Here is a 25,774-nt window from a genome sequence, read left to right as displayed (position 1 = left end):
ACGCCCCCTCTCGATCATGTCGGGGACGACACAGCGTGGGAGGTACGCGCATGAGCAGCACCCTCTTCAGGACGAAACGGGTCGAACAGTCGCTCAGGGACGCCGAGGAACCGGAGCACGCGCTCAAGAAGTCCCTGTCCGCCACGGATCTCACCGTCTTCGGCGTCGGCGTCATCATCGGCACCGGCATCTTCGTCCTCACCGGTACGGTCGCCAAGAACAACGCGGGGCCCGCGGTCGCCCTGGCGTTCGTCGTGGCCGGAGTCGTCTGCGCGCTCGCCGCGCTCTGTTACGCCGAGTTCGCGTCCTCGGTCCCGGTCGCCGGGTCCGCGTACACCTTCTCGTACGCCTCGCTCGGTGAGCTGCCCGCCTGGATCATCGGCTGGGACCTGGTGCTGGAGTTCGCGCTCGGCACGGCGGTGGTCGCGGTCGGCTGGTCCGGCTACATCCGCTCGCTGATGGAGAACGCGGGCTGGCAGATGCCCGAGGCGCTCAGCGGCAGGGAAGGGGCCGACGGATTCGGCTTCGACATCCTCGCCGCCGGGCTCGTCCTCGTCCTCACCGCCATCCTCGTCATCGGCATGAAGCTGTCGGCCCGCATCACCTCGCTCGTCGTCGCGATCAAGGTGACGGTCGTCCTCGTGGTCATCGTCGCGGGTGCCTTCTTCATCAAGGGCGCCAACTACGACCCGTTCATCCCGAAGGCGCAGGCCGTCGAGGCGGGTGGCGACCTCCAGTCCCCGCTGGTCCAGCTGCTGTTCGGCTGGGCACCCTCCAACTTCGGTGTGATGGGCGTCTTCACCGCCGCGTCCGTCGTCTTCTTCGCCTTCATCGGCTTCGACATCGTGGCCACGGCGGCCGAGGAGACGAAGAACCCGCAGCGGGACATGCCGCGCGGCATCCTCGGCTCACTGTTCATCTGCACCGCGCTCTACGTGGCGGTGTCGATCGTGGTGACCGGCATGCAGCACTACACCAAGCTCTCCGTGGACGCCCCGCTGGCCGACGCGTTCAAGGCCACCGGGCACCCGTGGTTCGCGGGCTTCATCAGCTTCGGGGCCTCCGTCGGCCTGACCGTCGTCTGCATGATCCTGCTGCTCGGCCAGACCCGGGTGTTCTTCGCGATGAGCCGTGACGGGCTGCTGCCGCGCTTCTTCTCCCACGTCCACCCCCGGTACCGGACACCGCACCGGCCGACCATCCTGCTCGGCGTGGTCATCGCGGTCGTCGCGGGCTTCACGAGCCTCGGCGAACTGGCCGAACTGGTCAACATCGGCACGCTGTTCGCCTTCGTCGTCGTGGCGGTCAGCGTCATCATCCTCCGCCGGACCCGGCCCGACCTGCCCCGCGCGTTCCGCACCCCGTGGGTGCCCGTCGTCCCGGCCCTGTCCGTCCTCGCCTCGCTCTGGCTGATGCTCAACCTGCCGGCCGAGACCTGGACCCGCTTCGCCGTCTGGATGGTCCTCGGCTTCGTCCTGTACTTCCTGTACGGCCGCACGCACAGCCGGCTGGGACGGCCCGAGGAGACGACGACCGGTGAGGTCACGAAGCCGCCGAGCGACCACGCGTAGGGGGCAACGACCCTGACGTTCCGGCTCCGTACGTTCCTTCGGCGGGAACCCCGGGGCCGGACGCGTGCTGCCCGTGCGCTACGCGCGCCCACCTTGACGAGAATTGGCCGTTACCGCGGGGAAGCGGGCGCGTAAGCTACCTTTGCCGCCCTTGTCACTGATGGGGATCCGCCCCCTCGGGCGCTTCCACGAACCGGCGAAGGAGACCGCGATGACGAATGCCGCAGAGGTTTCCGGTGGCTTTCAGAGCGCGTTACCGACAGCGCCCCCGCGGCCGCGGCACCTCGTGACACGCATCCCCGACTGCGAAGCCACCCCGCTGGACGGCCTGGGCGACATCGACCCGCGGACGCTGGACAGGCTGCTGTCGCCCGCACTGCGGCCGGGACCCAGCTTCGACTCGAGCATCTGACTACCCCGGACACCATGGGCCGATGACCGCCGGGACAAGAGCGTTCCGCCAGTTCGTCCTCAAGGTGCACAGCAGATGCGATCTGGCCTGCGATCACTGCTACGTCTACCGCCACGCCGACCAGAGCTGGCGGCGCCGGCCGAAGGTGATCTCCGACGAGGTGGCCACCGCCGTGGTGTCCCGGATCGCCGAGCACGCCAGAGCCCACCCCGAAGTCTCGCGTGTGCACGTCGTCCTGCACGGCGGCGAACCCCTGCTCGCCGGACGCGAGCGGCTGGCCCGGATCGCCGGGGACCTGCGCGTCGCGCTGGACGGCGTGTGCGACCTCGCCCTGCACATGCAGACCAACGGCCTGCTCCTGGACGAGGACCTGTGCCGCATGCTGGTCCGTGAACGGATCAGCACCGGAATCTCCCTCGACGGCGACCGCGCCTCCAACGACCGGCACCGCAAACGGGCGAACGGCACCGGGTCGTACGACGCCGTCGTCCGGGGGGTGCGGCTCATCGGCTCCCCCGCCTACCGCAGCGCCTTCGCCGGCCTGCTGTGCACCGTCGACGTGCGGAACGACCCGGTCGCCGTCTACGACGCCCTCGCCGCGCTGGACCCGCCGCACGTGGACTTCCTGCTCCCCCACGCCACCTGGGACCGGCCGCCGGCAGGGGACCCCGCACACCCCGCCGCCCACGCGCGCTGGCTGACCACCGTCCACGACCGCTGGACCGCCGACGGCCGGCCCTTCCCGGTCCGTCTCTTCGACTCGATCGAGGCCGGACGGGACGGGCGGGAGTCCTTCACCGAGGCACTCGGACTCGCCGCCCCTGACCTGGCCGTCATCGAGACCGACGGTGAGATCGAGCAGGCCGACTGGCTCAAGACGGCACGACACGGCGCGCCCGCCACGGGGTTCCACGTCCTGCGGCACAGCTTCGACGAGGCGGCCGCCCACCCCGGCTTCCTCGCCCAGACCGGGGGAGTGGACGCGCTGAGCCGGCAGTGCCGCGACTGCTCCGTGGTGGAGATCTGCGGGGGCGGACTGTACGGCCACCGCTACCGGTCCGACAACGGCTTCGACAACCCCTCGGTCTACTGCGAGGACCTCTTCCGGCTGATCGGACACATCCTGCGGGCCCCGCGGCCGGCGCACCACCGGCACACGCTGACCGCGCACGGATTCGACTCCCTCGCCGCGGGCGACGGTGACGGCGAGGCGCTGCGCGCCCTCGTCGGTGCCGAGGCCAGCATCCGCCGGATGCTGCTCGGCGCGGTGTGCGCCCGGTACCCGGGACCCGAGGCGAGCGCCGTGACCCGACTGGACCGGCACCGGCCCCGGGAGACCGCCGAGATCGTGCGTCATCCTCAGCTCGGCACCTGGGCGGTACGCAGCCTCGAAGGGAGGGTGCCCGCGGCCGCCGTACGGCAGCGGCTGGGCGAGATCGCCGTCGCGGTCGCGCTCCGTGCGGGCGCCGAGCACCGGTTCGACCTGCCGGAGCGGGCCGTGGGGGCGCATCTGCCGGGGATCGGACGGCTGACCCTGCCGCCCGGTCACGGGCCCGTCGCGCTGGTCGCGCGTGCGGGCGCCCTGCTGCTCGACGCCCGGCCGGGCGGCCGGCCGCTTCCCGTCAGCGAGGCCGCGGGCCTCGGCATCGGTTGGGAACCCGTACGCGGCATCGTCACAGAGGAGTTCACGGTCCTCCTGGAGGACGGCGACCCCTACCGCGACGGCTTCGCGGCAGAGCCCGCCCCCAGACTGGACGAGACGGAGTACGACCGGTGGGCACGGTCGTTCACCGAGGCAGCCGAGCACCTTCGCGCCCGGCACGCACACCGCGCACCGGGAGTCCGCGCCCTGCTGACCGCGTGCACTCCGGTGCACGGCGAAGGGCAGCAGGGCCACGTGGCCGCCGACCCGCACGCCTTCGGGGCCCTGGGGCTGGCCCTGCCGGACACCTCCGAAGCGCTGGCCGGCCTGATCGTGGAAGGAGTGCAACAGGTGAAGTTCAACGCCCTGTTGGACCTGTTCGATCTCGCCGCCGACGACGAGGCCAGGGAAGGTCTCCGGTCCGCCTACCTGAACCGCCTTCCCGCACGGGCGATCCCCCACCACGACGACCTGACCGCACACGGACGCCGGATGGCCGCCAGGCTGCAGGGCTGACCGGGGATGCACACGGAGGACTCCCTCACCGCCGACCTGCGCGAACTCGGCGTCGACAGGGCCACGACGCTGCTGGTGCACGCGTCCCTGCGGTCCGTCGGTCCGGTACGCGACGGCAGCCGGACGGTGGTGCGCGCACTGCGGGGCGTGCTCGGTCCCGGCGGCACCCTGGTGGTGCCCACGTTCACAGAGAGCAATTCCCTGACATCACGGACATACATCCGTATGACGCGAGATCTGACCGGACATCAACTTCTGTCCTACCATGAGAACATGGAGCCCTTCAGCGCGGCTTCCACCCCCTCCCACGGCATGGGACGGCTTGCGGAGAGGGTGCGGGTCACTCCAGGAGCCGTGCGCAGCGACCACCCGCAGACGTCCTTCGCCGCGCTCGGACCCCGGGCCGCCCGGATCACCTCCGGGCACGCCCTGAACTGCCTGCTCGGCGAGGAGTCCCCGCTCGGCCGTCTGTACGACGAGGACGCGCACATCCTGCTGCTGGGCGTCGGCTTCGAGGTCTGCTCGGCCTTCCACCTGTCGGAGTACCGTCGGCCCGCCCCGGTCCGCCGCCGCTACGACTGCCGGCGGATGACCGACGACGGCCCGCGCTGGACCGCTTTCGACGACGTCGATCTCGACGACAGCGACTTCGGGGAACTCGGCCGATGGCTGGAGACATCGCAGCCGGTCGGCCGCGGCCCGATCGTCCGCGGCCGTATCGGCGCGGCGGACAGCCGGCTCCTCCCGCTGCGCTGGGCCGTGGACACGGCCGCCCCCTGGATGGCCGCCCGCCGCACGGTGCCCCGCGACGAATCCGCGGAGGCCGACCGTGCGTGAGCGCTCCGACGACAACAGGCCGCGCCGCAGCGTCCAGCAGCCCTACGGGTTCCTCAGCTACGGCCGCACGCCCCACGTGCCCGAGAGCGACAGGCCGCCGGACGAACTGCTGCGCCACTTCCATGCCAAGCTGACCGGCGACCTGATGGAACTCACCGACCTGGACGCCAAGATCCCCGCGGTCTACCTCGACGAGCGGATGCCGCTCGGCACCCTGTGGGAGGACGAGCTGAAGGGGCACCTCGCGCGATGCCAGGTCCTCGTGCCGCTCCTGTCCCAGCGGCTGTTCAGCAGCGACTGGTGCGCCCTGGAATGGCAGTGCTTCGAGCTGCGGCAGGAACTGCAGCGCGAGCGAGGCACGTTCACGCGCAACGCCATCGTCCCGGTCCTGTGGAACCCGCTGCGGCCCGAGGAGATACCCCCTCCCTACCGCGACGTTCAGTACACCCACCAGGCATTCGGGACCGCCTACGCGGACATGGGGCTGCGCGGCCTGCTGAAGTACGGGCGCCACGCGACCTTCACCAAGGTGGTCTACCAACTCGCCCTCAAAATCGTCGAGGTGGCGGTCAGCGCACGTCTGGAGCCGTGCGAGCCGGGCGATTTCGACCACCTCTTCGACTCCCTGAAGCGATCGACGGGGGAGGAACACTGATGCACGACGACGCGCCCCACTTCTTCTTCAGCTACGCCCCCGTGCCGCCGCCGGAAGGCGACGTGGACGCGGGCCCCCCGGCGGCCGACAAGAAGGTGCTGGAGTTCTGCGACGACCTGACCAGGGCCGTCATCTCGATGAGCGGGACCCACGCGCCCCCTTCCACCGTCCGCCATCTCGACGCCGCCGACCGCGGCGGGCCGAGCACGGTGAGCGCCCTGCACCGCAGCCGCACCTTCGTCGCCGTGATCACCCGCCGCTACTTCACCGACGTCCACTGCGGCCGGCAGTGGTACGCCTTCACCCACCGCCCCCAGCGCCCCCAGCGCGGCGCTCTCATTCCGGTGTTGTGGACGCCCGTGCCGACCACCGCGCGCCCGGTCGTCGTCGACCTGGGTCTGCCCGTGCCCGACCGGCCGGCGACACCGTCGTACGTCGACCGAGACGCGGCGGAGGGCTACAAGACCGGCGGCCTGTCCGGTCTGCGGCGGGACTCCGACAAGCCCTACTACGACCAGTGCGTCCGCAGGATCGCCCAGTGCGTCGTACAGGCCGCGAGCCGTGCGCCCGAACCCGTGCCGGACGATGCCGAGTTCGCACATCTGGACGAAGTACCGGACGCGTTCACCGCCTCGTCCTGGCATCCGCTGGGCATCGCCGTGCTCGCCCCGGACATCGACCATCTGCCGCCCGGCCGCAGGGACGCCAAGTACGGTCGCGAGCCACGGGACTGGCAGCCCTTCAGCGACGGCTACGGCACACCGCTGGCCGAACGAACCGCCGAACTCGCCCGCAACCTCGGATTCGCCCCCGAGATCTGCACGTACGACGAGGCCGAGCCCGTCTTCCTCGGACAGCGCGAGACCAGGCGCCCGTGGGTGCTCATCCTCGACCCCTGGATCCTGCACGACCCAGCGGCCGCCGCCCGGCTGCGCGCCTTCGACGCCCGCGACCTGCCCTGGGTGACCGTGCTGGCCCCGCTGGCCGACGACCCACAGACCCGGCACGCGCGCGGCGATCTCGAAGCGCGGCTCAGGTCCGTGCTGCCCCGGCGGCTGAGCGGCAGCCGCCCCATCCAGCGCGGCGCCATGCTGGGCCGCATCCAGAACTCCGAGGCGTTCAACTCGCTCTTCATGGAGCTCGCCGACACCGCGGCCCAGCAATACCTCAACCGAGTTCCGCTACGATCCTCGACGAGGCCCTCGGCGCCGACGGAGCCGCCGCAGGGTGACCAGGAGGCCCAACCGTGACCGGCGCGCTCTCCCGCCCCGAAGGCGGCAAGATCGTCACGTTCTACAGCTACAAGGGCGGCACTGGTCGCACCATGGCACTGGCCAACACGGCCTGGATCACCGCCTCACAGGGCAAACGGGTCCTGGTGGTCGACTGGGACCTGGAGGCGCCCGGCCTCGACCGCTTCCTGCACCCGTTCCTGGAACCGAGCGCGCTGCGTGACCGCCCCGGCGTACTGGACCTCATCAACGACTACATGCTGCGGGTCGACTCCCTGCACGGAACCGAGGCCGACACGGCCTGGATCACGGGCCAGGCAGACATCGGCCAGGCGGTCTCGCCGCTGCTGTGGACCTTCCCGTCCGGCGGCCGGCTGGACTACATCTCGGCGGGCCGCCAGGACCGCAACTACTCCTCCATCTTCTCCCAGTTCAACTGGAACCGCTTCTACGAGGAGCAGTACGGCGGTCAGTTCCTGGACGCCCTGTGCGCCCAGTTCCGGCGCGGCTACGACTACGTCCTCGTCGACAGCCGCACCGGCCTCAGTGACATCTCCGACATCTGCACGATCCACTTCCCCGACGTACTGGTGAACTGCTTCACCCACAACGACCAGAGCATCGAGGGCGCGGCGGCCGTCGCCCGCCGGGTGAAGGACACCTACGGCGACCGCCGCATCCGGATCCTGCCGGTGCCCATGCGGGTGGAGGACTCCGAGGCGGACCGGCTGGAGGCCGCGCGGGCCAAGGTCCGGCTCACCTTCGACCAGCTCCTGGTACGCACCCCGCACGTCGACCCCCGCCGCTACTGGGGCAACGTGGAGGTGCCGTACAAGCCCACCTATGCCTACGAGGAGATCCTGGCGACCTTCCGCGACGAGCCGGGGACCCCGGCCTCCCTGCTTGCCGCCTGCGAACGGCTCACCTCGGTCATCACCGAGGGCGAGGTGAGCTGTCTCGCCCCGATGACCGACGAGGAGCGCCAGAGCTATCTCAAGGCCGTCGTACGCCGCCGGCCGCCGGACCCCACCCATGTGTTCCTCAGCCATGTGCCCGAGGACCAGACATGGGCGGACTGGATCAGGAGGGTCCTCAGCGACGCGGGCTTCACCGTGGGCGACGCCCGCTCCGAGGACGGCTCCGCCGCCGGTGTCCTGCTGCGCGACGACACGGAGAGCAATGTGCGCGGTGCCTCCCGTACGGTGGCCGTGCTGTCCGCCGCCTACGAGAAGTCCCCCCAGGAAAGGGCGGTGTGGGAGGCCGTGGCCGCGGCCGACCCGATGGCCTCACGGCGCACCCTGGTGCCGATCCAGGTCGGTGACGTGCGACGGGGACACCCGTTCTCGGACCGCAAGCCGATCCATCTGGCCAACATGACCGAGGCGCAGGCCAGGAACGCCCTGCTGCGGGCCCTGGACGTGCAGGTCGTCCAGGGCGAGCACCCCGCGGACGCCTTCGTCAGCGGTCCCCGCTTCCCCGGCGCGGAGCCGCCCGTGTGGTCCGCCCCGGTGCGCAACGCCGCCTTCACCGGACGCACCGAGCTGCTGGAGACCCTGCGTCTGCGGCTCGCGGCCACCGGCACCGCCACCCTCCTGCACGGCATGGGCGGCGTCGGCAAGACCCAGCTGGCCACCGAGTACGCCCACCGGTACCGCGGCAACTACGACGTCGTCTGGTGGATCGAGGCGGAGTTCGGCGACCTCGCGCTGCGCCAGTACTCCGAACTCGCCCCGCACCTCGGCATCGAGGAACGGGACAGCATCAGCGCCACGGCCGACGCGGTCCGCGACGGGCTGCGCCGGGGCACGAAGTACGACCGGTGGCTCCTGGTCTTCGACAACGCGACGACTCCCGAGTCCATCGAGCGCCTGCTGGTCAACAGCCCCACCGGCCACGTACTGATCACCACCCGCAACGAGGGCTGGGCCCAGATCGGCGAACGCGTCGAGGTCGACGTCTTCTCGCGCGTCGAGAGCGTCGACCACCTCCGGCACAGGGTGTCCGCCATCAGCGAGGAGGAGGCGGACCGGGTCGCGGAGGCGCTCGGCGACCTGCCGCTGGCCGTCGACCAGGCCGCCGCATGGCTGAACGAGACCGGACAGGACGCCGCCGAGTACCTGGAGCTGCTGCGACCCCAGCTGGCGACGCTGAGGGCGGTCACCGACGCCGAGACCTATCCGCTCCAGGTGGGCGCGACCTGGAACATCTCCATCCAGCAGCTCAACTCCCCGGTCGCCCGGCGGTTGTTGCAGCTGTGTTCCCACTTCGGCGCCGACCCCATCTCCTTCGACCTCGTGCACGGCAAGGAGATGGGCGACGCCCTCAGCGAACTGCAGCCGGGCAGTGACGGCACGGCGCTCGTGTCCCGGGCCATCCAGCAACTGCACCGGTACGCCCTGGCGAAGGTCGACCGCAAGAGCCGCCACGTCCAGGTGCACCGGCTGGTGCAGGCGGCGGTGCGCTCGTCGATGTCCGAAGCGGAGCAGGAGGACGCGCTGCGCGTCGTCCGCAACGTGCTCAGCGGTGCCCGCCCCGCCGAGGGCGACGTGGAACGCCCGGCGAACTGGTCGCGCTACAACACCATCTGGCCCCACCTGAAGACACCGTGGACCAAGTACTCGCTCGACAACCGCATCCGGCGGCTGATGACCGAGTGGCTGCGCTACCTGCGGGCGCGAGGCGAGTACGCGGACGCCATGTCGCTCGCGGACGAGCTGCTGACCATCTGGCAGAAGGAGGCGGGCCCGAACGACCGCTGGACCCTGCACCTGCGCTTCGAGATCGCCAACGTGCTGCGGTTCCAGGGCTGGTACAACAGGGCCCTCGAAATCGACGAGGACGTCTACAAGCGGCAGCGCGAGGCCCTGGGCGAGGACGACGCGCACACGCTGATGACGGCGGGCGGCCTCACAGCCGACCTGCGGGCCGTGGGCCGGGTCGAGGAGGCACTGGAGATCGACCGCAAGACCTACAAGCGGTCCGTGGACGAGTTGGGCGACGACCACCCCCGGACCCTGTTCGCGGCGAACAACCTGGCCGTGTCGATGCGCATGGCCGGGCACTGCTTCGAGGCGCAGAGCGTGGACAAGGACAACTGCGACCTCCGTGCGCTGACGCTGGGCGCGAAGCACCCCTACACACTGCTCTCCCAGGTCAACCTCGGCCGGGACCTGCGTTCGTGCGGTGAGTACGAGGCATCTGCCGAGACCCTGCGCAGTGTCTACGACAAGATGATCGTCGAGTTCGGACCCGAGTCACCACCGGCGCTGGAGGCCGCGAAGGCGCTGGCCATCACGCTGCGCCGGCTGGACAAGCTGACGGAGGCCATCGAGCTCAGTCAGGACGTGCTCGACATCTGCCGACGGCGCCTGGGTGACGCCTCGCCCGAGACGCTGGTGGTGCGCCTCGGCCTCGCGGGTCACCTCGCGGCGGCGGAGCGCCACGAGGAGGCATGCGCCGAGACCACCGATCTGCTCGACCGGTTCCGCGCCGCGCTCGGGGACGGTCACCCCAACTCGCTGGCGTGCGCGGTCAACCACGGCATCAACCTGCTGGCGACCGGCCGGCTCGCCGGGGCCCGGGAAGTGTGCGAGCAGGCCCGTGCCAGGCTGCGGACCACCCTCGGTCCGGAGCATCCCTTCAGCCTGAACTGCCAGATGAACCTGGCGAACACCGAGGCCGCCCTCGGCGACACAGAGAACGCCGAACGCAACTACCGCCAGGCGTATGAGGAGTTGTACGAGCGCCTAGGCGCGGATCATCCCACGGCCCTGACCTGTCTGGGCAACCTCTCGGTGCTGCTCCGCGAGACCGGCCGAACCGACGAGGCGGATCAACTGGCCCGGAAGAGCCTCGACGTGCTGAGTGCCAAGCTCGGCGCCGCCCACTCGAAGGTGACCCGGCTGCGCAGCGGCCAGCGGGTGGGCCTGGAACTCGACCCGCACCCGATCTGACGGACCCGGGGGTCACGCCGTCGTGGTCGCGGCGGCGTCGGCCCTCGCCTGTTCCCGGAGCCAGCCGAGCACCTTGGGCAGCACCGGAACAGCGGCGAAGTGCGCCGCCGACGGCTCCAGGACCACGGTGGCCCGAGGAATCCTGCGGGCCAGCCACCGGAAGTGCTCGACGGGGGAGAACACGTCGTCCTCCCCGTGCCACAGCAGGGTGGGCACGGTGATCTCCGTCGGATCGAAGCCCCACGGGATGCTGAAGGCGACGGCGTCGTCGATCCAGCCGTCCGCGCCCTCCTTGATTCCGGCCATGAAGTTCTTGTGCAGCATCCGCCGGATGCCGGCGTCCGCCACGACCTGCCGGTCGACGTCGGGCATCTCGCCGTCGAGGTTCTTGAGCAGGGCCATGGGATCGGCCCGCATGGCGTCCGCGTTCTGCACCAGGGTGCTCTTGAGCAGGGTGAGGTTCTCGCGGGCGTTGCGGTACTCGCGGACGTTGGACTCGGTCATGCCCTCGAACCAGTCCAGCCCCGGTGCGTCCGGCGGGGCGAGGCTCACCAGGACGGCGGCGCTGCGCACCCTGTGGGACAGCTTCGTGGCACAGGCGAGTGCGTGGGGGCCGCCTCCGGAACGGCCGACGACGGAGAACTCGTCGATCCTCAGGTGATCGGCGATGTCCTCGACGTCCGCGGCGGCATCGACCACCTGACGGCCGGGGCTGCGGGTCGAACCGCCGTAGCCGGGACGGTCGTAGGCGATCAGATGGATGCCGAGCTGGTAGAGGACCATCGACCGCGGGCGCGGGCCCTGATGGCTACCGGGAGTTCCGTGCAGCAGAAAGACGGGGTGTCCTTGAGGATCACCCCAGCTGTTGAAAACGAGCTCGCGCTCGTCCCTGCTGAGAGCGGCACGCGCCACTCCTGCCTCCCGTCCACCGGCCGCCAAGGGTGCCGGAATCCTCTCAGAACGAAGGGCACCATTGAGCCAGGTTCTCGCGTCGGCGTCATCCCGTCACTGGAAAGTGACCAGAATGTCGAAATCCTGACCGAACACGGCCAGCTTATGCCTACTAGGCGTTGTGTGAGGGGCTCTCGCCACGCACCGCGCGTGGTCCGGTGACCTCCGCCCCCAGTTCCGTCACCCGTCGGCGCAGCTCCCGGTCGGCCGTCACGACCAGGCAGGAGCGGCCGTCGGCCTCCGCGACCAGCTCGACCATCCGGTCGTCCCCGCTGCCGGGCGCCGACTCGACCCGTACGCCGGGCGTGGACTCGACGCCACGGGCCGCGCCCTCGACCACGAGAACGATGTCCACGGGGCCGGGATGCCCCGGCACCCCGTCCGCTTGGAGCCGGTCCCGCAGCCGCTCGGCGGCCCCCCTCCGGTCCCGCCACCACCCGTCGGGCACGGACCCGACGACGTTCGCGGCGTCCACGATCACGAGCAGGGCGTCGTTGCCTTCCATGCGACCAGGGTCCCACGCCCCGTGCTCACCCGGACGGCGCACGAGCCCCCCTCCGGATCCCGGGCCTGACCAGGCAGGAGGTGGATCGACCAGGCAGGGGCCGGATCACGGCGCCCCGGTCCGGGCCGCATAGAGTAGGCCGGTGGACGGCGACTGGTTCATACGCGGCCGAGACGGCCGGCTCGGTGTCTATCTGCCCGCGGGGGACGCCGTGTTGTGCCGGGGTGAGCGGGTGCCCGGCGGTTCCTGGGACGATGCGCGCAAGGTGGGCGGCGACCAGAGGCTGCACACAGGGCTGGCGGTCGGTCAGGGACCCGACAGGTACGCCCATCTGGTCGCCTGGCGGCCCACCCGGGCGGGTGAGTCGGGTCTCGTGCACTCCACACACTTCCAGCCCCTGCTCGCGCCGCTGGACTGGAACCCGGTCGGCCATCCGGACCGGCGGGGCGACCGGACCGGCATGCCCGCCGTCGCCGTCGACGCCGAGGGACGGGCGTACCTCTTCGTCCGTAACGGGGGCCAGGGCGTACACACGGTCAACCAGAAGGCACGCGGCGGCTGGAACGGCTGGCACGACCTCGGCGGATCCGAGGTGCACGAGGAACTCGTCGCGGTGACGGGGGAGTCGGGGCTCGTCGAGGTGTATGCCACCAACCCCGAGGGCGTGCTGCGCTGGCACCAGGAGGAGGCGGGCGCCCGCCCGGCCGCCGCGGATCCGCTGCCCGCCCGGGTCGAGCCCGGCACACTCGCCGCCCTGCCCACCTCCAAGGAGTACACGACGCTGTTCTTCACCGGCTCCGACGGCGTCCTGTACGCGTGGCGGCCGGGCGGCGAGCCGGTGGCTCTGCTCGCCGCCGCGGGGCCCGGGCCGGTGGCCGCACTGCGCTGCGACATCGACGGACACGACTGCACGCTGCTCGCCCAGCGCTCGTCCTCCGGACGGGTCGCCTTCGCGGCCTACCCGACGGAGCAGGAGTCGGCGGGAGTGTGGTGGACCGAGTCAGGGCCCGCTCTGCCGGCGGGCACCCGTGTGGCCCTGGCCGAGGACGCGGCCGGACGCGTGGTCGCGGCCACCGTGACCCCGGACGGCGAACTCCGCCTGTCCCGCCGCAAGGACGAGCCGGGGCTGGCCCTCCAGGCATGGCAGGACATCTGAGGGGCGCAGGGGGCGCAGGGACGCAGGGGCGCTCACAACGCCGGTGCCCGGCACACCAGTTGATGTGCCGGGCACCGTACGACCGTATCGGCGCGGTTACGCCGGAACCGAAGCCGCTCCGGGCTCCAGGAACGTCTTGCCGTTCACGCGCTCGCTGACGCCCTCGCGGTCCAGGTACGGCGTGATGCCGCCCAGGTGGAAGGGCCAGCCGGCACCGGTGATGAGGCAGAGGTCGACGTCCTGGGCCTCGGCCACCACGCCCTCGTCGAGCATGAGCCCGATCTCCTGCGCCACCGCGTCGAGCACCCGCGCCCGCACCTGCTCCTCGGTCAGGACCGAGTCGCCCTGCTTGAGCAGCGCGGCGACCTCCGGGTCGAGCTCGGGCTTCCCGCTGTCGTACTTGTAGAAGCCGCGCTTGCCCGCCTCGACGACCGCCTTGAGGTTCGGGGAGACCTTGAAGCGGTCCGGGAAGGCGCCGTTCAGCGTCTCGGAGACGTGCAGACCGATCGCCGGGCCCACCAACTCCAGCAGGACCAGCGGCGACATCGGCAGGCCCAGCGGCTCGACCGCCTTCTCGGCGACCTCGACCGGCGTGCCCTCGTCGATGACGTTCTGGATCTCGCCCATGAAGCGGGTGAGGATGCGGTTCACGACGAACGCCGGGGCGTCCTTCACCAGGACCGCGGTCTTCTTCAGCTTCTTGGCCACGGCGAACGCCGTGGCCAGGGAGGCGTCGTCCGTCTTCTCGCCGCGGACGATCTCCAGCAGCGGCAGCACCGCGACCGGGTTGAAGAAGTGGAAGCCCACGACCCGCTCGGGGTTCTTGAGCTTCGACGCCATCTCCGAGACGGAGAGCGAGGAGGTGTTCGTCGCGAAGATCGCGTGCGCCGGGGCCACTGCCTCGACCTCCGCGAACACCTGCTGCTTGACTCCGATCTCCTCGAACACGGCCTCGATGACGAAGTCCGCGTCCGCGAAGCCCTCGGCCTTGTCCAGCACACCGGTGACCAGCGCCTTCAGGCGGTTGGCCTTGTCCTGGTTGATACGGCCCTTGCCCAGCAGCTTCTCGATCTCGGCGTGGACGTAGCCCACACCCTTGTCGACGCGCTCCTGGTCGATGTCGGTCAGCACGACCGGCACCTCCAGACGGCGCAGGAACAGCAGGGCGAGCTGCGAGGCCATCAGACCGGCGCCCACGACACCGACCTTGGTGACCGGGCGGGCCAGGTTCTTGTCCGGCGCGCCGGCGGGACGCTTGCCGCGCTTCTGCACCAGGTTGAACGCGTAGATGCCGGCGCGCAGTTCGCCACCCATGATCAGGTCGGCGAGGGCGACGTCCTCGGCGTCGTACCCCTGCTGCAGGTCGCCGTTCTTGGCGGCGGCGATGATGTCGAGCGCGCGGTACGCGGCCGGAGCGGCCCCGTGCACCTTGCTGTCGGCGATGAACCGGCCCTTGGCGACGGCCTGGTCCCAGGCCTCACCGCGGTCGATCACCGGACGCTCGACCTCGACGTCACCCTTCAGGACCTGAGCCGTCCAGATCAGCGACTGCTCCAGGAAGTCCGCGCCCTCGAAGATGGCGTCGGCGATGCCGAGGTCGTAGACCTGCTGGCCCTTGAGCTGCTTGTTCTGGTTGAGGCTGTTCTCGATGATCACCGAGACGGCCTTGTCGGCGCCGATCAGATTCGGCAGCAGGGTGCAGCCGCCCCAGCCGGGGACCAGGCCGAGGAAGACCTCGGGCAGCGAGAACGCCGGGAGGGCCTTGGAGACGGTCCGGTACCGGCAGTGCAGACCGACCTCGACGCCACCGCCCATCGCGGCACCGTTGTAGTACGCGAACGTCGGCACCGCGATGTCCGCGAGGCGCTTGAAGACCTCGTGGCCGCCCTTGCCGATGGCGAGCGCGTCCTTGTGCTCCTTCAGCAGCTCGACGCCCTTGAGGTCGGCGCCGACAGCGAAGATGAACGGCTTGCCGGTGATGCCGACACCGACGATCTCGCCGGCCGCTGCCTCCTTCTCCACCTGGTCGATCGCGGTGTTGAGGTTCGCGAGCGAGGCCGGGCCGAAGGTGGTCGGCTTGGTGTGGTCGAGGCCGTTGTCCAGCGTGATGAGCGCGAAACGCCCGGCGCCGAACGGCAGGTCGAGGTGGCGTACGTGCGCGGACGTCACGACCTCGTCGGGGAACAGCTCGGCCGCACCCTTCAAAAGCTCAGCGGTGGTGCTCACTTGCTGCCTCCGTCGAAGTTCGGGTTCTCCCAGATGACCGTCGCGCCCATGCCGAAGCCGACGCACATGGTGGTCAGGCCGTAGCGGACGTTCGGCTGCTCCTCGAACTGGCGGGCCAGCTGCGTCATCAGACGGACGCCGGAGGAGGCCAGCGGGTGACCGAAGGCGATGGCGCCGCCGTACTGGTTGACGCGCTCGTCGTCGTCCGCGATGCCGTAGTGGTCCAGGAAGGCCAGGACCTGGACGGCGAAGGCCTCGTTGATCTCGAAGAGGTTGATGTCCTCGATCGACAGACCGGCCTTGGCGAGGGCCTTCTCGGTGGCCGGGATCGGGCCGTAACCCATGACCTCCGGCTCGACACCCGCGAAGGCGTAGCTGACCAGGCGCATCTTCACCGGCAGGTTGTTCTCGCGGGCGAAGTCCTCGGACGCGATGATCGAGGCGGTGGCGCCGTCGTTCAGGCCGGCCGCGTTACCGGCGGTGACCCGACCGTGGACGCGGAACGGCGTCTTCAGCCCGCTCAGGTTCTCCAGGGTGGTCCCGGGACGCATCGGCTCATCGGCGGTGACCAGGCCCCAGCCGGTCTCACCGGCCTCAGGGTTGGTCCGGCGCACGGAGATCGGCACCAGGTCCTGCTGGATCTTGCCGTTGGCGTACGCCTTCGCGGCCTTCTCCTGCGAGCGCACGGCGTACTCGTCGGCGCGCTGCTTGGTGATGTGCGGGTAGCGGTCGTGCAGGTTCTCGGCGGTCATGCCCATGAACAGCGCCGACTCGTCGACCAGCTTCTCGCTGACGAAGCGCGGGTTCGGGTCGACGCCCTCGCCCATGGGGTGGCGGCCCATGTGCTCGACACCACCGGCGATGACGGCGTCGTACGCGCCGAAGGCGATCGAACCGGCCGTGGTCGTCACGGCGGTCAGCGCGCCGGCACACATACGGTCGATGGAGTAGCCGGGCACGGACTGCGGCAGCCCGGCGAGGATGCCGGCGGTCCGACCGATGGTCAGACCCTGGTCACCGATCTGCGTGGTCGCGGCGATGGCGACCTCGTCGACCTTCTGCGGGTCGAGACCGGGATTGCGACGCAGCAGCTCCCGGATCGCCTTCACGACGAGGTCGTCGGCACGGGTCTCGTGGTAGATGCCCTTCGGGCCCGCCTTGCCGAACGGGGTACGGACGCCGTCCACGAAGACGACGTCCCTGACGGTACGAGGCACGATGGCTCTCCTCCAAGGGGTACGGGATAGCACTGCTGCGGCGCACGCGGCTGAGCGCACGCTCAGGACCCATGCTACTTACGGGTAACCATGCTGCCCAGTCCCGCGGCCGGGAGCGGCGAAGGTCACATGAGTTTTCGCACTCCGTTCAGGTGACCGTGCCCCTGAAAGGGGCGCGGGGAACTGCGCGACCAGCCACAACGAACCCGCAGTCAGGTACGGCGCTCACCGAGACGGCCGGGCCGTAGACCCCCGAGGTGTCAGCACAGGCGTAGGCACCGGATGCGACTCACCCCCGTCACCCATGATCACCCCGAACAACGTCCGAGCCACCTCCGCCCCGAACCCGTGCACGTCATGACTCATCGCGGACAAGGTCGGATGCGTCAGTCGGCACAGCTGGGAGTCGTCCCAGGCCAGCAGCGAGACGTCACCGGGCACGCTCAACCCCATCTCCGCGGCCACGGACAACCCGGCCACCGCCATGATGTCGTTGTCGTACACGATCGCAGTCGGCCGGTCCCCGCCGGAGGCGCTGAGCAACGACCGAGTGGCCCGCGCCCCCGCCTCCCCCGAGAAGTCGGTAGCCACCTGCCACGTCCCGGCCAGCGCCAGCGCCCCCGCGGCCTCGTCGAACGCGGCCGTACGGATGGACGTGTGCCCGAGCGCCGCCGCGCCCCCCACCCGGGCGATCCGCCGGTGCCCGAGTGCCGCCAGGTACCGTACGGCCTCCGTCACGGCGGTGGCGTCGTCGGTCCACACGGAGGTGAGGCCGCCGGTCAGGGAAGGGTGCCCGACCGCGACCACCGGCATCCCGAGCCGACGCACCGCCGCCACCCGGGGATCATCCGCGCGGAAGTCGACGAGGATCGATCCGCCGACCTGCTTGCCCCGCCACCACGCGTCCTGGAGTCCCACCTCCTCCTCCGGATTCCGCACCAGGCGCAGGAGCAGCGAGCAGGACCGCTCGCTCAGCACGCTCTCCACCCCGGAGACGAACTCCATGTAGAACGGTTCGAGGCCCAGCAGTTTCGCCGGGCGGCAGATCGCCAGCCCCACGACGTCCACCCGCTGACCGGCCAGTGACCGGGCGGTCAGGTTCGGTGCCCAGCCCAGCTCGCGGGCCGCCGCGAAGATACGGTCCCGGGTGGCGTCGGACAGCCCCGGCTTGTGGTTGAAGGCGAGCGAGACCGCTCCCTTGGACACCCCGGCCCGCGCGGCGACGTCCTTGATCGTGACCCGGGGGACCTGCGGTGTCGAAGGCGTCGAGGGTGTTGTCATCGCGTGGGCTCCACGCAGTACAGGGCCGACCGGACGGCGGCCTCCCCCGATCCGTCGTCGGGCGCCTCCCAGCCGCGTACGCCGATGGTGATCCGTTCGCCGGGCAGCAGGGTGACCAGCCCGGTGTCGGCCCGTGCCGCGGGCGTCAGCCGGTCCGCCTGGAGGATCAGATCCCGTACGAGCGTGCGGGCCGTCACGGTCACGGTGCCGGGCGCCACGGCGACGTCGAAATCCGGTTGGGGGTAGGGGATTTCGCGGTCCGGCACCGGGAAGTGCAGGGCCCGCAGGCGGTCCGTGTCGGCGACCAGGAACTCCTTCGGTCCGAGAGGCTCCAGCTCGCGCGGTACACGGAGGTCGGCGACCGTCCGTGCGGTGGCCGCGACAGCCAGGTCCGCCTCGGCGACCACCGCCCCGTCCACCGACATCCGCCGCAGCCGGAGCGAGGTGGACCAGTCCCCGGCCGCCTGGTTCACGGCGGCCAGCACCAGTGCTCCGTCCCGTGACTGGAACGTGAGCAGCCGGTCCGCGTACAGGCGTCGCAGCTCGTGGTACAGCGGCTTGGGCCGTCCGTCGCCGTCGATCGCGGCCCAGGAGGTCACCGGCCAGCAGTCGTTGAGCTGCCACACGATCGTGCCCGCGCACACGGGCCAGTGCGACCGCCAGTGCTCGATCCCGGTGGCGACGGCCCGGGCCTGGTTGACCTGCATGAGGTAGTGCCAGCGGTCGAAGTCGCCCTCGGGAACGGGGAAATGGCGGGCGAGGCCCCGCTCCAGTTTGCCGTTGCCGTCGTCCGCCTTCTGGTGGTGCAGCATGCCGGGGGAGTCCGGGGCGAGCTCCTCGCCGGGCAGGGCGCGGCGCAGCGTCGCGTACGCGGGCGGCGCCTGCCAGCCGAACTCGGCCACGAAGCGCGGCACGTTCGCGCGGTACTCCGCGTAGTCCTCCCGGTTCCACACGTCCCACGAGTGGTGCGTGCCGTGCGCCGGGTCGTTCGGGTGGTGGTCCCAGGTCCCGGACCAGGGGCTGCCCGCCGTGTACGGCCGGCTCGGGTCCAACTCGGCCACGACACGCGGCAGGACGCCCAGGTAGTACCCCTCGCCCCACGACTCCCCGGCGAGCCGCTCCTCCCAGCCCCAGTCGCGGAAGCCCCACAGGTTCTCGTTGTTGCCGTTCCACAGCACGAGTGACGGGTGCGGCATCAGCCGTACGACGTTCTCGCGCGCCTCGGCCTCCACCTCGCCCCGCAGCGGCTGCTCCTCGGGGTAGGCCGCGCACGCGAACGGGAAGTCCTGCCAGACCAGCAGCCCCAGCTCGTCGCACGTGTCGTAGAAGTCCTCGCTCTCGTAGATCCCGCCGCCCCAGATCCGCACGAGGTCGACGCCCGCCTCGGCCGCCTGGGTGAGCCGCTCGCGGTACCGTTCGCGCGTGATCCGGGACGGGAACACGTCGTCCGGGATCCAGTTGACCCCGCGTGCGAACAGTCGCGTGCCGTTGACGACGAGTGTGAAACCGGTGCCGTGCGCGTCCGTGCTCCGGTCCAGCTCCACGCTCCGGAACCCGACGTGGCGCCGCCACACGTCGAGCCGCGTGCCGTCGTGCACGAGCGTCAACTCGACGTCGTACAGCGGCTGTTCCCCGTACCCGCGCGGCCACCACAGCGCGACGTCCGGCACGTCCAGCCGTACGGACCCGCTGGTCCCCTCGACCGCCGCGCTCACCCGTGCTCCACCGATCCGGGCCTCCAGGGTGAGGTCCGCCTCGACCCGGGTGCGCTCGACGTCGACGGCCAGCTCGACGCGCCCCAGGCCGTCCTCGACGGTCACCAGCGGGCGCACCCGGGCGATCCGGGCCGTCGACCAGTGCTCCAGGCGCACCGGCCGCCAGATCCCGGCCGTCACAAGGGTCGGACCCCAGTCCCAGCCGAAGGAGCAGGCCATCTTGCGGAGGAAGGGGAAGGGCTCCGGATAGGCGTTCGGACGGTCGCCGAGCCGGTCCCGCACCGCCTCCGCCTCGGTGTACGCGGAGGCGAAGCGCACGGACAGCCGGCCGCTCATGCCGGTCACGTCGAAGCGGTGGGAGCGGTGCATGTTCCTCACCCGGCCCAGGAGTTGGCCGTCCAGGACGATCTCCGCGGACGTGTCCAGGCCCTCGAAGACGAGATCGGTCTGCTCGTGCCCGGAAGAGCCGGACGCGCCAAATGCCTTGGGCGAGTCGGGAGCGCTTGAAGAGCCGGACGTGGTCGGCAGCTCCGTCTCGTACGTCCACTCCCTCCGCCCGACCCACGCCACCTCGGTCTCGTTCCGCCCGAGGAAGGGGTCCGGGATCACGCCCGCCGCCAGCAGGTCGGTGTGCACACAGCCCGGTACGGCGGCGGGCAGGGCCCGGCCGTCGTACCGCAGGGTCCATCCCTCGGTGAGCGGTGTCGCGTCCAGCATGCGCACTCCCTAAACCGGTCCAATCCAGCAGCCGAAAACACTGCCCGAAACCTTTCGAACTCCTTGGCGAAATAGGGACTTTACCGGTTCAGTACGGGCTGTCAGAGTGCCGAACCAGCCAACCCATTCGTGCTCATCCGTCCCGAACGGAGCTGGTGCACATGAACCACCGCAGGAGCCTCATCGGAACACTGCTGGCCGCCGCGATCGTCACCGCGGGCTGCACAGGCAGCGGGGGCACATCGAAAGGCGCGGACGCCAAAGCACCTGACGATCCGTCAAAAGTGTCCGGAACCATCAAGGTTCTGACCCACCGGACGGACCTCGTGCAGGACGGCACGATGAAGAAGTACGCCGCCGCTTTCAACAAGACCTATCCCAAGGTCGACGTCGAGTTCGAAGCCCTCACGGACTACGAGGGCGAGGTCAAGATCCGTATGAACACGGAGAACTACGGCGACGTCCTGATGATCCCGGCCGTGATCAAGAAGAACGATTACCCCAAGTTCTTCGCCTCGCTGGGAACGGTGGCCGAGCGCGGCAAGAAGTACCACTTCACCGACTTCACCACGGTCGACGGCAAGGTCTACGGGCAGAGCCCGATGGGAGCGGTCCCGGGCTTCCTCTACAACAAGAGGGTCTGGAAGGAGGCGGGGATCAGTGACTGGCCCACCACCCCCGCCGAGTTCATCGCCGGCCTCAAGGCGGTCAAGTCCAGGACCGACGCGGTCCCCTACTACACGAACTTCAAGGACATGTGGCCGCTGACCCAGTGGACGTATGCCGACGGGGCGGTCAGCTGCGACACACAGGCGACGACCAGGCTCGCCGAGGGCGACCCGTGGGCCGCGGGCGAGGACCTGCGCGTGGGAGACACGCTGCTGCACGACATCGTCAAGCAGGGCCTCATCGAGAAGGACCCGACGACCACCAACTGGGAAGCGTCGAAGCCGAAACTGGCGAAGGGCGAGATCGCCACGATGTGGCTCGGGTCCTGGGCGGTCATCCAGTTCCAGGCGGCCGCGAAGGAGGCCGGCGCCGACCCCGACGACATCGGCTTCATGCCCTTCCCGGCCCAGAAGGACGGCACGTTCTGCGCGACCATGTCACCCGACTACAACCAGGCCGTCAACATCAACTCGGACAACAAGGCGGCGGCCCGCGCCTGGATCGACTGGTTCACCGAGAAGTCCGGCTACGCGGAGCAGAACATGGCCCTCTCGCCGGTCAAGGGCGCCCCGCTCCCCGAGGTGCTGAAGCCGTACGAGGACGCCGGCGTGAAGCTCATCGAGCTCGACGACGCCGAGGGCGGCACCGTCAAGGAGATCGACAACGCCTCCGAGGTCGGCATCTACAAGCCCGACTACCGCCAGGACCTGGTCGACCTCGCCCGAGGCGCCAGGAAGGGCAGCCTCGACGACTTCCTCGCCGACCTCGGCAAGCGCTGGACCGAGGCGGCACAGTCCCTGGGATCCTGATGCCGCACACGACGGAGACAGAGACGGAGACGGTGGCGCGGTCGACGGTGACCGCGCCACCGGGCGCCAGGACGCCCCGGCCCGCGGGGAAGGCCCGCGCGGCCCGCGTATGGCAGCGGCTCACCCCGTGGCTCTTCCTGGCCGCCCCGCTCGCCCTGCTGATCACCTTCACGTACGCGCCGGTCGCCAACATGGTCGCGTACAGCTTCACCGACTGGGACGGCGTCAGCCCCGAGCTGCACTACACCGGCGTCGAGAACTACGTCGACATCTTCACCAGGGAGGAGCTCTTCCAGGTCTTCCTGGTCAGCGGCTACTACCTCGCCGCCTCGGCGGTCCAGATCGTCCTCGCGCTCTACTTCGCCACGATCCTCAGCTTCAGCGTCCGCTTCCGGAACTTCTTCAAGGGCGTGCTCTTCTTCCCGTACCTGATGAACGGGGTGGCGATCGGCTTCGTCTTCCTCTACTTCTTCCAGGACGGCGGCACGCTGGACTCGGTGCTGCGTCTCTTCGGCCACGAGACGGACCGCGCCTGGCTGTCCACGTCGACGTCGGCGAACGTCTCGCTGGCCGGTGTCTCCGTCTGGCGCTACCTGGGCCTGAACTTCGTCCTGTTCCTGGGCGCGATCCAGTCGATCCCGGGGGAGCTGTACGAGGCCGCCGAGCTGGACGGCGCCAACCGCTGGCACCAGTTCCGGTACATCATCGCCCCCGGTATCCGCCCGGTGCTGAGCCTGAGCGTGATCCTGTCGATCTCCGGCTCGCTGGCGGTCTTCGAGATCCCGTACATCATGACCGGCGGCGCCACCGGCACCGAGACCTTCGTGATCCAGACGGTGAAGCTCGCCTTCCAGTTCAACAAGACGGGCCTCGCGTCGGCCGCCGCGGTCGTCCTGCTGCTGATCATCCTGGCCGTGACCTGGGTGCAACGCCGGCTGGTCCCCGACGACAAGGTGGATCTCGTATGACGCCCACGGCCCCCGCGCCCACTGTCCGCAGGGCAGTCGCCCGCACGCTCACATACGTCTCCCTGGTCGTCGCCGTCGTGGTCGTCCTGCTGCCGCTCACCGTCGTCTTCCTGACATCGCTCAAGACCTCGAAGGAGATGGCGGACGACAGCGGAGCGCTCACGCTCCCCGACGACGTGCTGAACCTAGGCAACTACGCGACGGCGTTCCAGGACGGCCGCATGCTGACGGCCTTCGGCAACACGGCCTTCATCCTGCTCTTCGCCATCACGGGCACCGTCGTCATCGGCTCGATGGCGGCCTACGCGATCGACCGCTTCACGTTCCGCTTCCGGAAACTGGTGGTCGCTCTCTTCCTCGTGGCGACCCTCGTCCCCGGGGTGACCACCCAGGTGGCGACCTTCCAGATCGTCAACAGCTTCGGCATGTTCGACAGCCGCTGGGCACCGATCGCGCTCTACACGGGCACCGACATCGTGTCCATCTACATCTTCCTGCAGTTCGTACGGTCGATTCCGGTCTCACTCGACGAGTCGGCCCGCCTGGACGGCGCCAACGCCTTCACCATCTACCGGAAGATCATCTTTCCGCTGCTCAAGCCCGCGATCGCCACGGTCGTGATCGTGAAGGGCATCGCCGTCTACAACGACTTCTACATCCCCTTCCTCTACATGCCGTCCGAGGATCTTGGCGTGATTTCGACGTCCCTTTTCCGCTTCAAGGGCCCGTTCGGCGCCCACTGGGAGGTCATCTCGGCGGGAGCGGTCCTCGTCATCCTGCCGACGCTGATCGTGTTCCTGTTCCTGCAGCGGTACATCTACAACGGCTTCATGAGGGGAGCGACGAAGTGAGGGGCTCGCGCCCCAAAGGGGCCGAAGGCCCAAAAGGGGCGCGGGGAACTGCGCGAGCAACCACGACAAACCCGCAGCCGCCGTACCTCAGAGCGACCCTCGGCGGCTAGGCACCCTTCACGGACAACGCGGCCACGAGCACAGGCGTAACCTGCTCGATCTGCCACGGCCGGGCCCCGTACCCGGCCAACGCCGCACTCACGGACTCGGCATCCACAGAACCCGGCGGCTCCCAGCAAACCCTCCGCACCGTGTCCGGAGTGATCAGGTTTTCCTGCGGCATGTTCAACTCCTCGGCCAGCGCCGAGACCGCCGTCCTCGCGGCGGAGAGCCGGGCCGCGGCCACAGGATCCTTGTCCGCCCAGGCCCGCGGCGGCGGAGGCCCCGCCACCGGCTGCCCCGGCTGCGGGAGCTGGGCGTCCGGGAGAGCCTTCGCGCGATCGACCGCGCCCTGCCACTGCTCCAGCTGGCGCCGGCCCATGCGGTGCCCGAACCCGTTCAGGGCGGCCAGCGCGTGCACGTTGGCCGGCAGGCCGAGCGCGGCCTCGACGATGGCGGCGTCACTGAGGACCTTGCCGGGGGAGACGTCCCGCCGCTGCGCGAGGCGGTCGCGGGCCTCCCACAGCTCCCGTACGACGGCCATCTGGCGCCGCCGCCGCACCTTGTGCATCCCCGACGTACGGCGCCAGGGGTCCTTGCGGGGCTCCGGCGGCGGGGCGGAGGCGATCGCGTCGAACTCCTGCCGGGCCCACTCCAGCTTCCCCTGCCGGTCGAGCTCCTTCTCCAGCGCGTCCCGCAGGTCGACCAGGAGCTCGACATCGAGCGCGGCGTAGCGCAGCCACGGCTCGGGGAGCGGGCGGGTGGACCAGTCGACGGCGGAGTGCCCCTTCTCGAGGACGTAGCCGAGGACGCCCTCGACCATGGCGCCGAGGCCGACCCGGGGGAAGCCGGCTAGGCGTCCGGCGAGCTCGGTGTCGAAGATCCGCGTGGGCACCATGCCTATTTCACGGAGACAGGGCAGGTCCTGGGTGGCCGCGTGCAGCACCCACTCCACGCCGGAGATCGCCTCGCCGAGGCCCGACAGATCGGGGCAGGCGACGGGGTCGACGAGCGCGGTGCCCGCGCCCTCGCGGCGCAGCTGCACGAGATAGGCGCGCTGGCCGTATCGGTACCCGGACGCGCGTTCGGCGTCCACGGCGACAGGACCGGAGCCGGCGGCGAACGCGGCGATCGTCTCGGCGAGCGAGGCGTCGTCGGCGATCACGGGTGGAATGCCGTCCTGAGGCTCCAGCAAAGGGATCGGCGCCTCCGTCGCAGAAGATCCGCCGTCGTCCGGAGGGGCGCCTCCGGTGGTTCGCAGTGAGCTGTCTGCTGCGGTCTCTTGGGCGTCGGTCACCTGTCAAGGGTATCCGTGTGGGGACGACGCACGTCGACGGAACGTTCCGTCGGCAGGCCTCCGAGGGGCGTAATCCAGTCACATCTCACACGTGTCAGTGAATTCGCCCGGTGCGGGGTGCGCCGCACGCGATACACGGGAAGGGGCGGCTCGCGTACCCCGTGTCCGGGACCGGCGCGGGGCCGTCGGTCCCGGGGCACCGGGCGTCGGTCACCGTCCCGCGCTCAGTGGATGATCCCTGTGCGCAGGGCCACCGCCACCATGCCGGCACGGTCGCCCGTGCCGAGCTTGCGGGCGATACGGGCGAGGTGGCTCTTGACGGTGAGTGCGGACAGGCCCATCGAGACGCCGATGGCCTTGTTGGACTGGCCCTCGGCGACCAGGCGCAGCACCTCGACCTCACGGCCCGACAGCTCGCGGTAGCCACCCGGGTGACTCGGGGCACCCGGGGGGCGGCGGTGCATACGGGCCGCCGCGGAGCCGATGGGGGTGGCG

Annotated in this window: 19 protein-coding genes; 11 read left to right on the top strand and 8 right to left on the bottom strand. The window is 70.2% G+C overall.

Annotated elements, in window-relative coordinates; translation table 11 throughout:
* Nucleotides 1-50 precede the first annotated feature (50 nt).
* From FNH08_RS06880 to fxsT, 7 genes are all read left to right on the top strand, one after another.
* Nucleotides 51-1,571, top strand: a complete 1,521-nt coding sequence (locus FNH08_RS06880; RefSeq protein ID WP_152770349.1) for an amino acid permease — start codon at nt 51-53, stop codon at nt 1,569-1,571.
* Nucleotides 1,572-1,782: 211 nt separating this feature from the next.
* Nucleotides 1,783-1,983: a hypothetical protein gene (locus FNH08_RS06875; protein ID WP_152770348.1), complete on the top strand. Its 201-nt coding sequence runs from the start codon at nt 1,783-1,785 to the stop codon at nt 1,981-1,983.
* 22 nt (nt 1,984-2,005) lie between these two features.
* Complete coding sequence (locus FNH08_RS06870) at nt 2,006-4,141, top strand: FxsB family cyclophane-forming radical SAM/SPASM peptide maturase (protein ID WP_152770347.1); 2,136 nt, start codon at nt 2,006-2,008, stop codon at nt 4,139-4,141.
* A gap of 6 nt (nt 4,142-4,147) precedes the next feature.
* A complete protein-coding gene (locus tag FNH08_RS06865; protein ID WP_152770346.1) occupies nt 4,148-4,978 on the top strand; it encodes an aminoglycoside N(3)-acetyltransferase in 831 nt (276 codons plus the stop codon).
* Complete coding sequence (locus FNH08_RS06860) at nt 4,971-5,633, top strand: TIR-like protein FxsC (protein ID WP_152770345.1); 663 nt, start codon at nt 4,971-4,973, stop codon at nt 5,631-5,633. Before FNH08_RS06865 ends, FNH08_RS06860 begins: the two co-directional genes overlap by 8 nt.
* The gene (gene fsxC / locus FNH08_RS06855) at nt 5,633-6,883 is read left to right on the top strand and encodes an FxsC protein (RefSeq protein WP_152770344.1); all 1,251 of its coding nucleotides are present in this window, start codon (nt 5,633-5,635) and stop codon (nt 6,881-6,883) included. The genes FNH08_RS06860 and fsxC overlap by 1 nt, the downstream gene beginning before the upstream one ends.
* Complete coding sequence (fxsT, locus tag FNH08_RS06850; protein WP_152770343.1) at nt 6,880-10,818, top strand: FxSxx-COOH system tetratricopeptide repeat protein; 3,939 nt, start codon at nt 6,880-6,882, stop codon at nt 10,816-10,818. Before fsxC ends, fxsT begins: the two co-directional genes overlap by 4 nt.
* A 12-nt stretch (nt 10,819-10,830) precedes the next feature.
* Here fxsT and FNH08_RS06845 read toward each other — a convergent pair whose 3' ends face one another.
* Nucleotides 10,831-11,730: an alpha/beta fold hydrolase gene (locus FNH08_RS06845; protein WP_322723888.1), complete on the bottom strand. Its 900-nt coding sequence runs from the start codon at nt 11,728-11,730 to the stop codon at nt 10,831-10,833.
* 151 nt (nt 11,731-11,881) lie between these two features.
* Complete coding sequence (locus FNH08_RS06840; protein ID WP_152770341.1) at nt 11,882-12,274, bottom strand: PIN domain-containing protein; 393 nt, start codon at nt 12,272-12,274, stop codon at nt 11,882-11,884.
* 142 nt (nt 12,275-12,416) lie between these two features.
* Between FNH08_RS06840 and FNH08_RS06835 the strand changes: the two genes are divergently transcribed.
* Nucleotides 12,417-13,430, top strand: coding sequence for a hypothetical protein (locus FNH08_RS06835; RefSeq protein ID WP_322723886.1), 1,014 nt, complete (start codon nt 12,417-12,419; stop codon nt 13,428-13,430).
* 96 nt (nt 13,431-13,526) lie between these two features.
* Here FNH08_RS06835 and FNH08_RS06830 read toward each other — a convergent pair whose 3' ends face one another.
* The 4 genes from FNH08_RS06830 to FNH08_RS06815 all read right to left on the bottom strand — a co-directional run bounded on the left by FNH08_RS06830 (nt 13,527) and on the right by FNH08_RS06815 (nt 20,586).
* Nucleotides 13,527-15,656, bottom strand: coding sequence for a 3-hydroxyacyl-CoA dehydrogenase NAD-binding domain-containing protein (locus FNH08_RS06830; RefSeq protein ID WP_322723885.1), 2,130 nt, complete (start codon nt 15,654-15,656; stop codon nt 13,527-13,529).
* Nucleotides 15,653-16,873, bottom strand: a complete 1,221-nt coding sequence (locus tag FNH08_RS06825; RefSeq protein ID WP_322723884.1) for a thiolase family protein — start codon at nt 16,871-16,873, stop codon at nt 15,653-15,655. Before FNH08_RS06825 ends, FNH08_RS06830 begins: the two co-directional genes overlap by 4 nt.
* 225 nt (nt 16,874-17,098) lie before the next feature.
* Nucleotides 17,099-18,154: a LacI family DNA-binding transcriptional regulator gene (locus FNH08_RS06820; RefSeq protein WP_152770340.1), complete on the bottom strand. Its 1,056-nt coding sequence runs from the start codon at nt 18,152-18,154 to the stop codon at nt 17,099-17,101.
* Nucleotides 18,151-20,586, bottom strand: coding sequence for a glycoside hydrolase family 2 protein (locus FNH08_RS06815; protein ID WP_152770339.1), 2,436 nt, complete (start codon nt 20,584-20,586; stop codon nt 18,151-18,153). The genes FNH08_RS06820 and FNH08_RS06815 overlap by 4 nt, the downstream gene beginning before the upstream one ends.
* Before the next feature lie 161 nt (nt 20,587-20,747).
* Between FNH08_RS06815 and FNH08_RS06810 the strand changes: the two genes are divergently transcribed.
* From FNH08_RS06810 to FNH08_RS06800, 3 genes are read left to right on the top strand one after another with little or no spacing between them, the layout of a single operon-like run.
* A complete protein-coding gene (locus FNH08_RS06810) occupies nt 20,748-22,064 on the top strand; it encodes an ABC transporter substrate-binding protein (RefSeq protein ID WP_152770338.1) in 1,317 nt (438 codons plus the stop codon).
* Nucleotides 22,064-23,032 (top strand): carbohydrate ABC transporter permease, encoded by a 969-nt coding sequence (locus tag FNH08_RS06805; protein ID WP_228033948.1) that lies wholly within the window; start codon nt 22,064-22,066, stop codon nt 23,030-23,032. Before FNH08_RS06810 ends, FNH08_RS06805 begins: the two co-directional genes overlap by 1 nt.
* Nucleotides 23,029-23,883, top strand: a complete 855-nt coding sequence (locus FNH08_RS06800) for a carbohydrate ABC transporter permease (RefSeq protein ID WP_152770337.1) — start codon at nt 23,029-23,031, stop codon at nt 23,881-23,883. Before FNH08_RS06805 ends, FNH08_RS06800 begins: the two co-directional genes overlap by 4 nt.
* A 106-nt stretch (nt 23,884-23,989) precedes the next feature.
* Here the strand turns inward: FNH08_RS06800 and FNH08_RS06795 are convergent, their stop codons facing one another.
* Both FNH08_RS06795 and FNH08_RS06790 read right to left on the bottom strand, forming a co-directional pair.
* Nucleotides 23,990-25,279, bottom strand: a complete 1,290-nt coding sequence (locus FNH08_RS06795) for a ribonuclease D (RefSeq protein ID WP_322723882.1) — start codon at nt 25,277-25,279, stop codon at nt 23,990-23,992.
* Between the two features lie 224 nt (nt 25,280-25,503).
* Nucleotides 25,504-25,774: response regulator transcription factor (locus FNH08_RS06790; protein ID WP_194238400.1), on the bottom strand; the 271-nt coding region annotated here is incomplete at its 5' end.

Origin of the sequence: Streptomyces spongiae (assembly GCF_009377185.1) — a bacterium.
In the GTDB taxonomy this organism is placed as follows: Bacteria; Actinomycetota; Actinomycetes; order Streptomycetales; family Streptomycetaceae; genus Streptomyces; species Streptomyces spongiae.
This window is presented reverse-complemented; position numbering and strand designations above follow the sequence as displayed.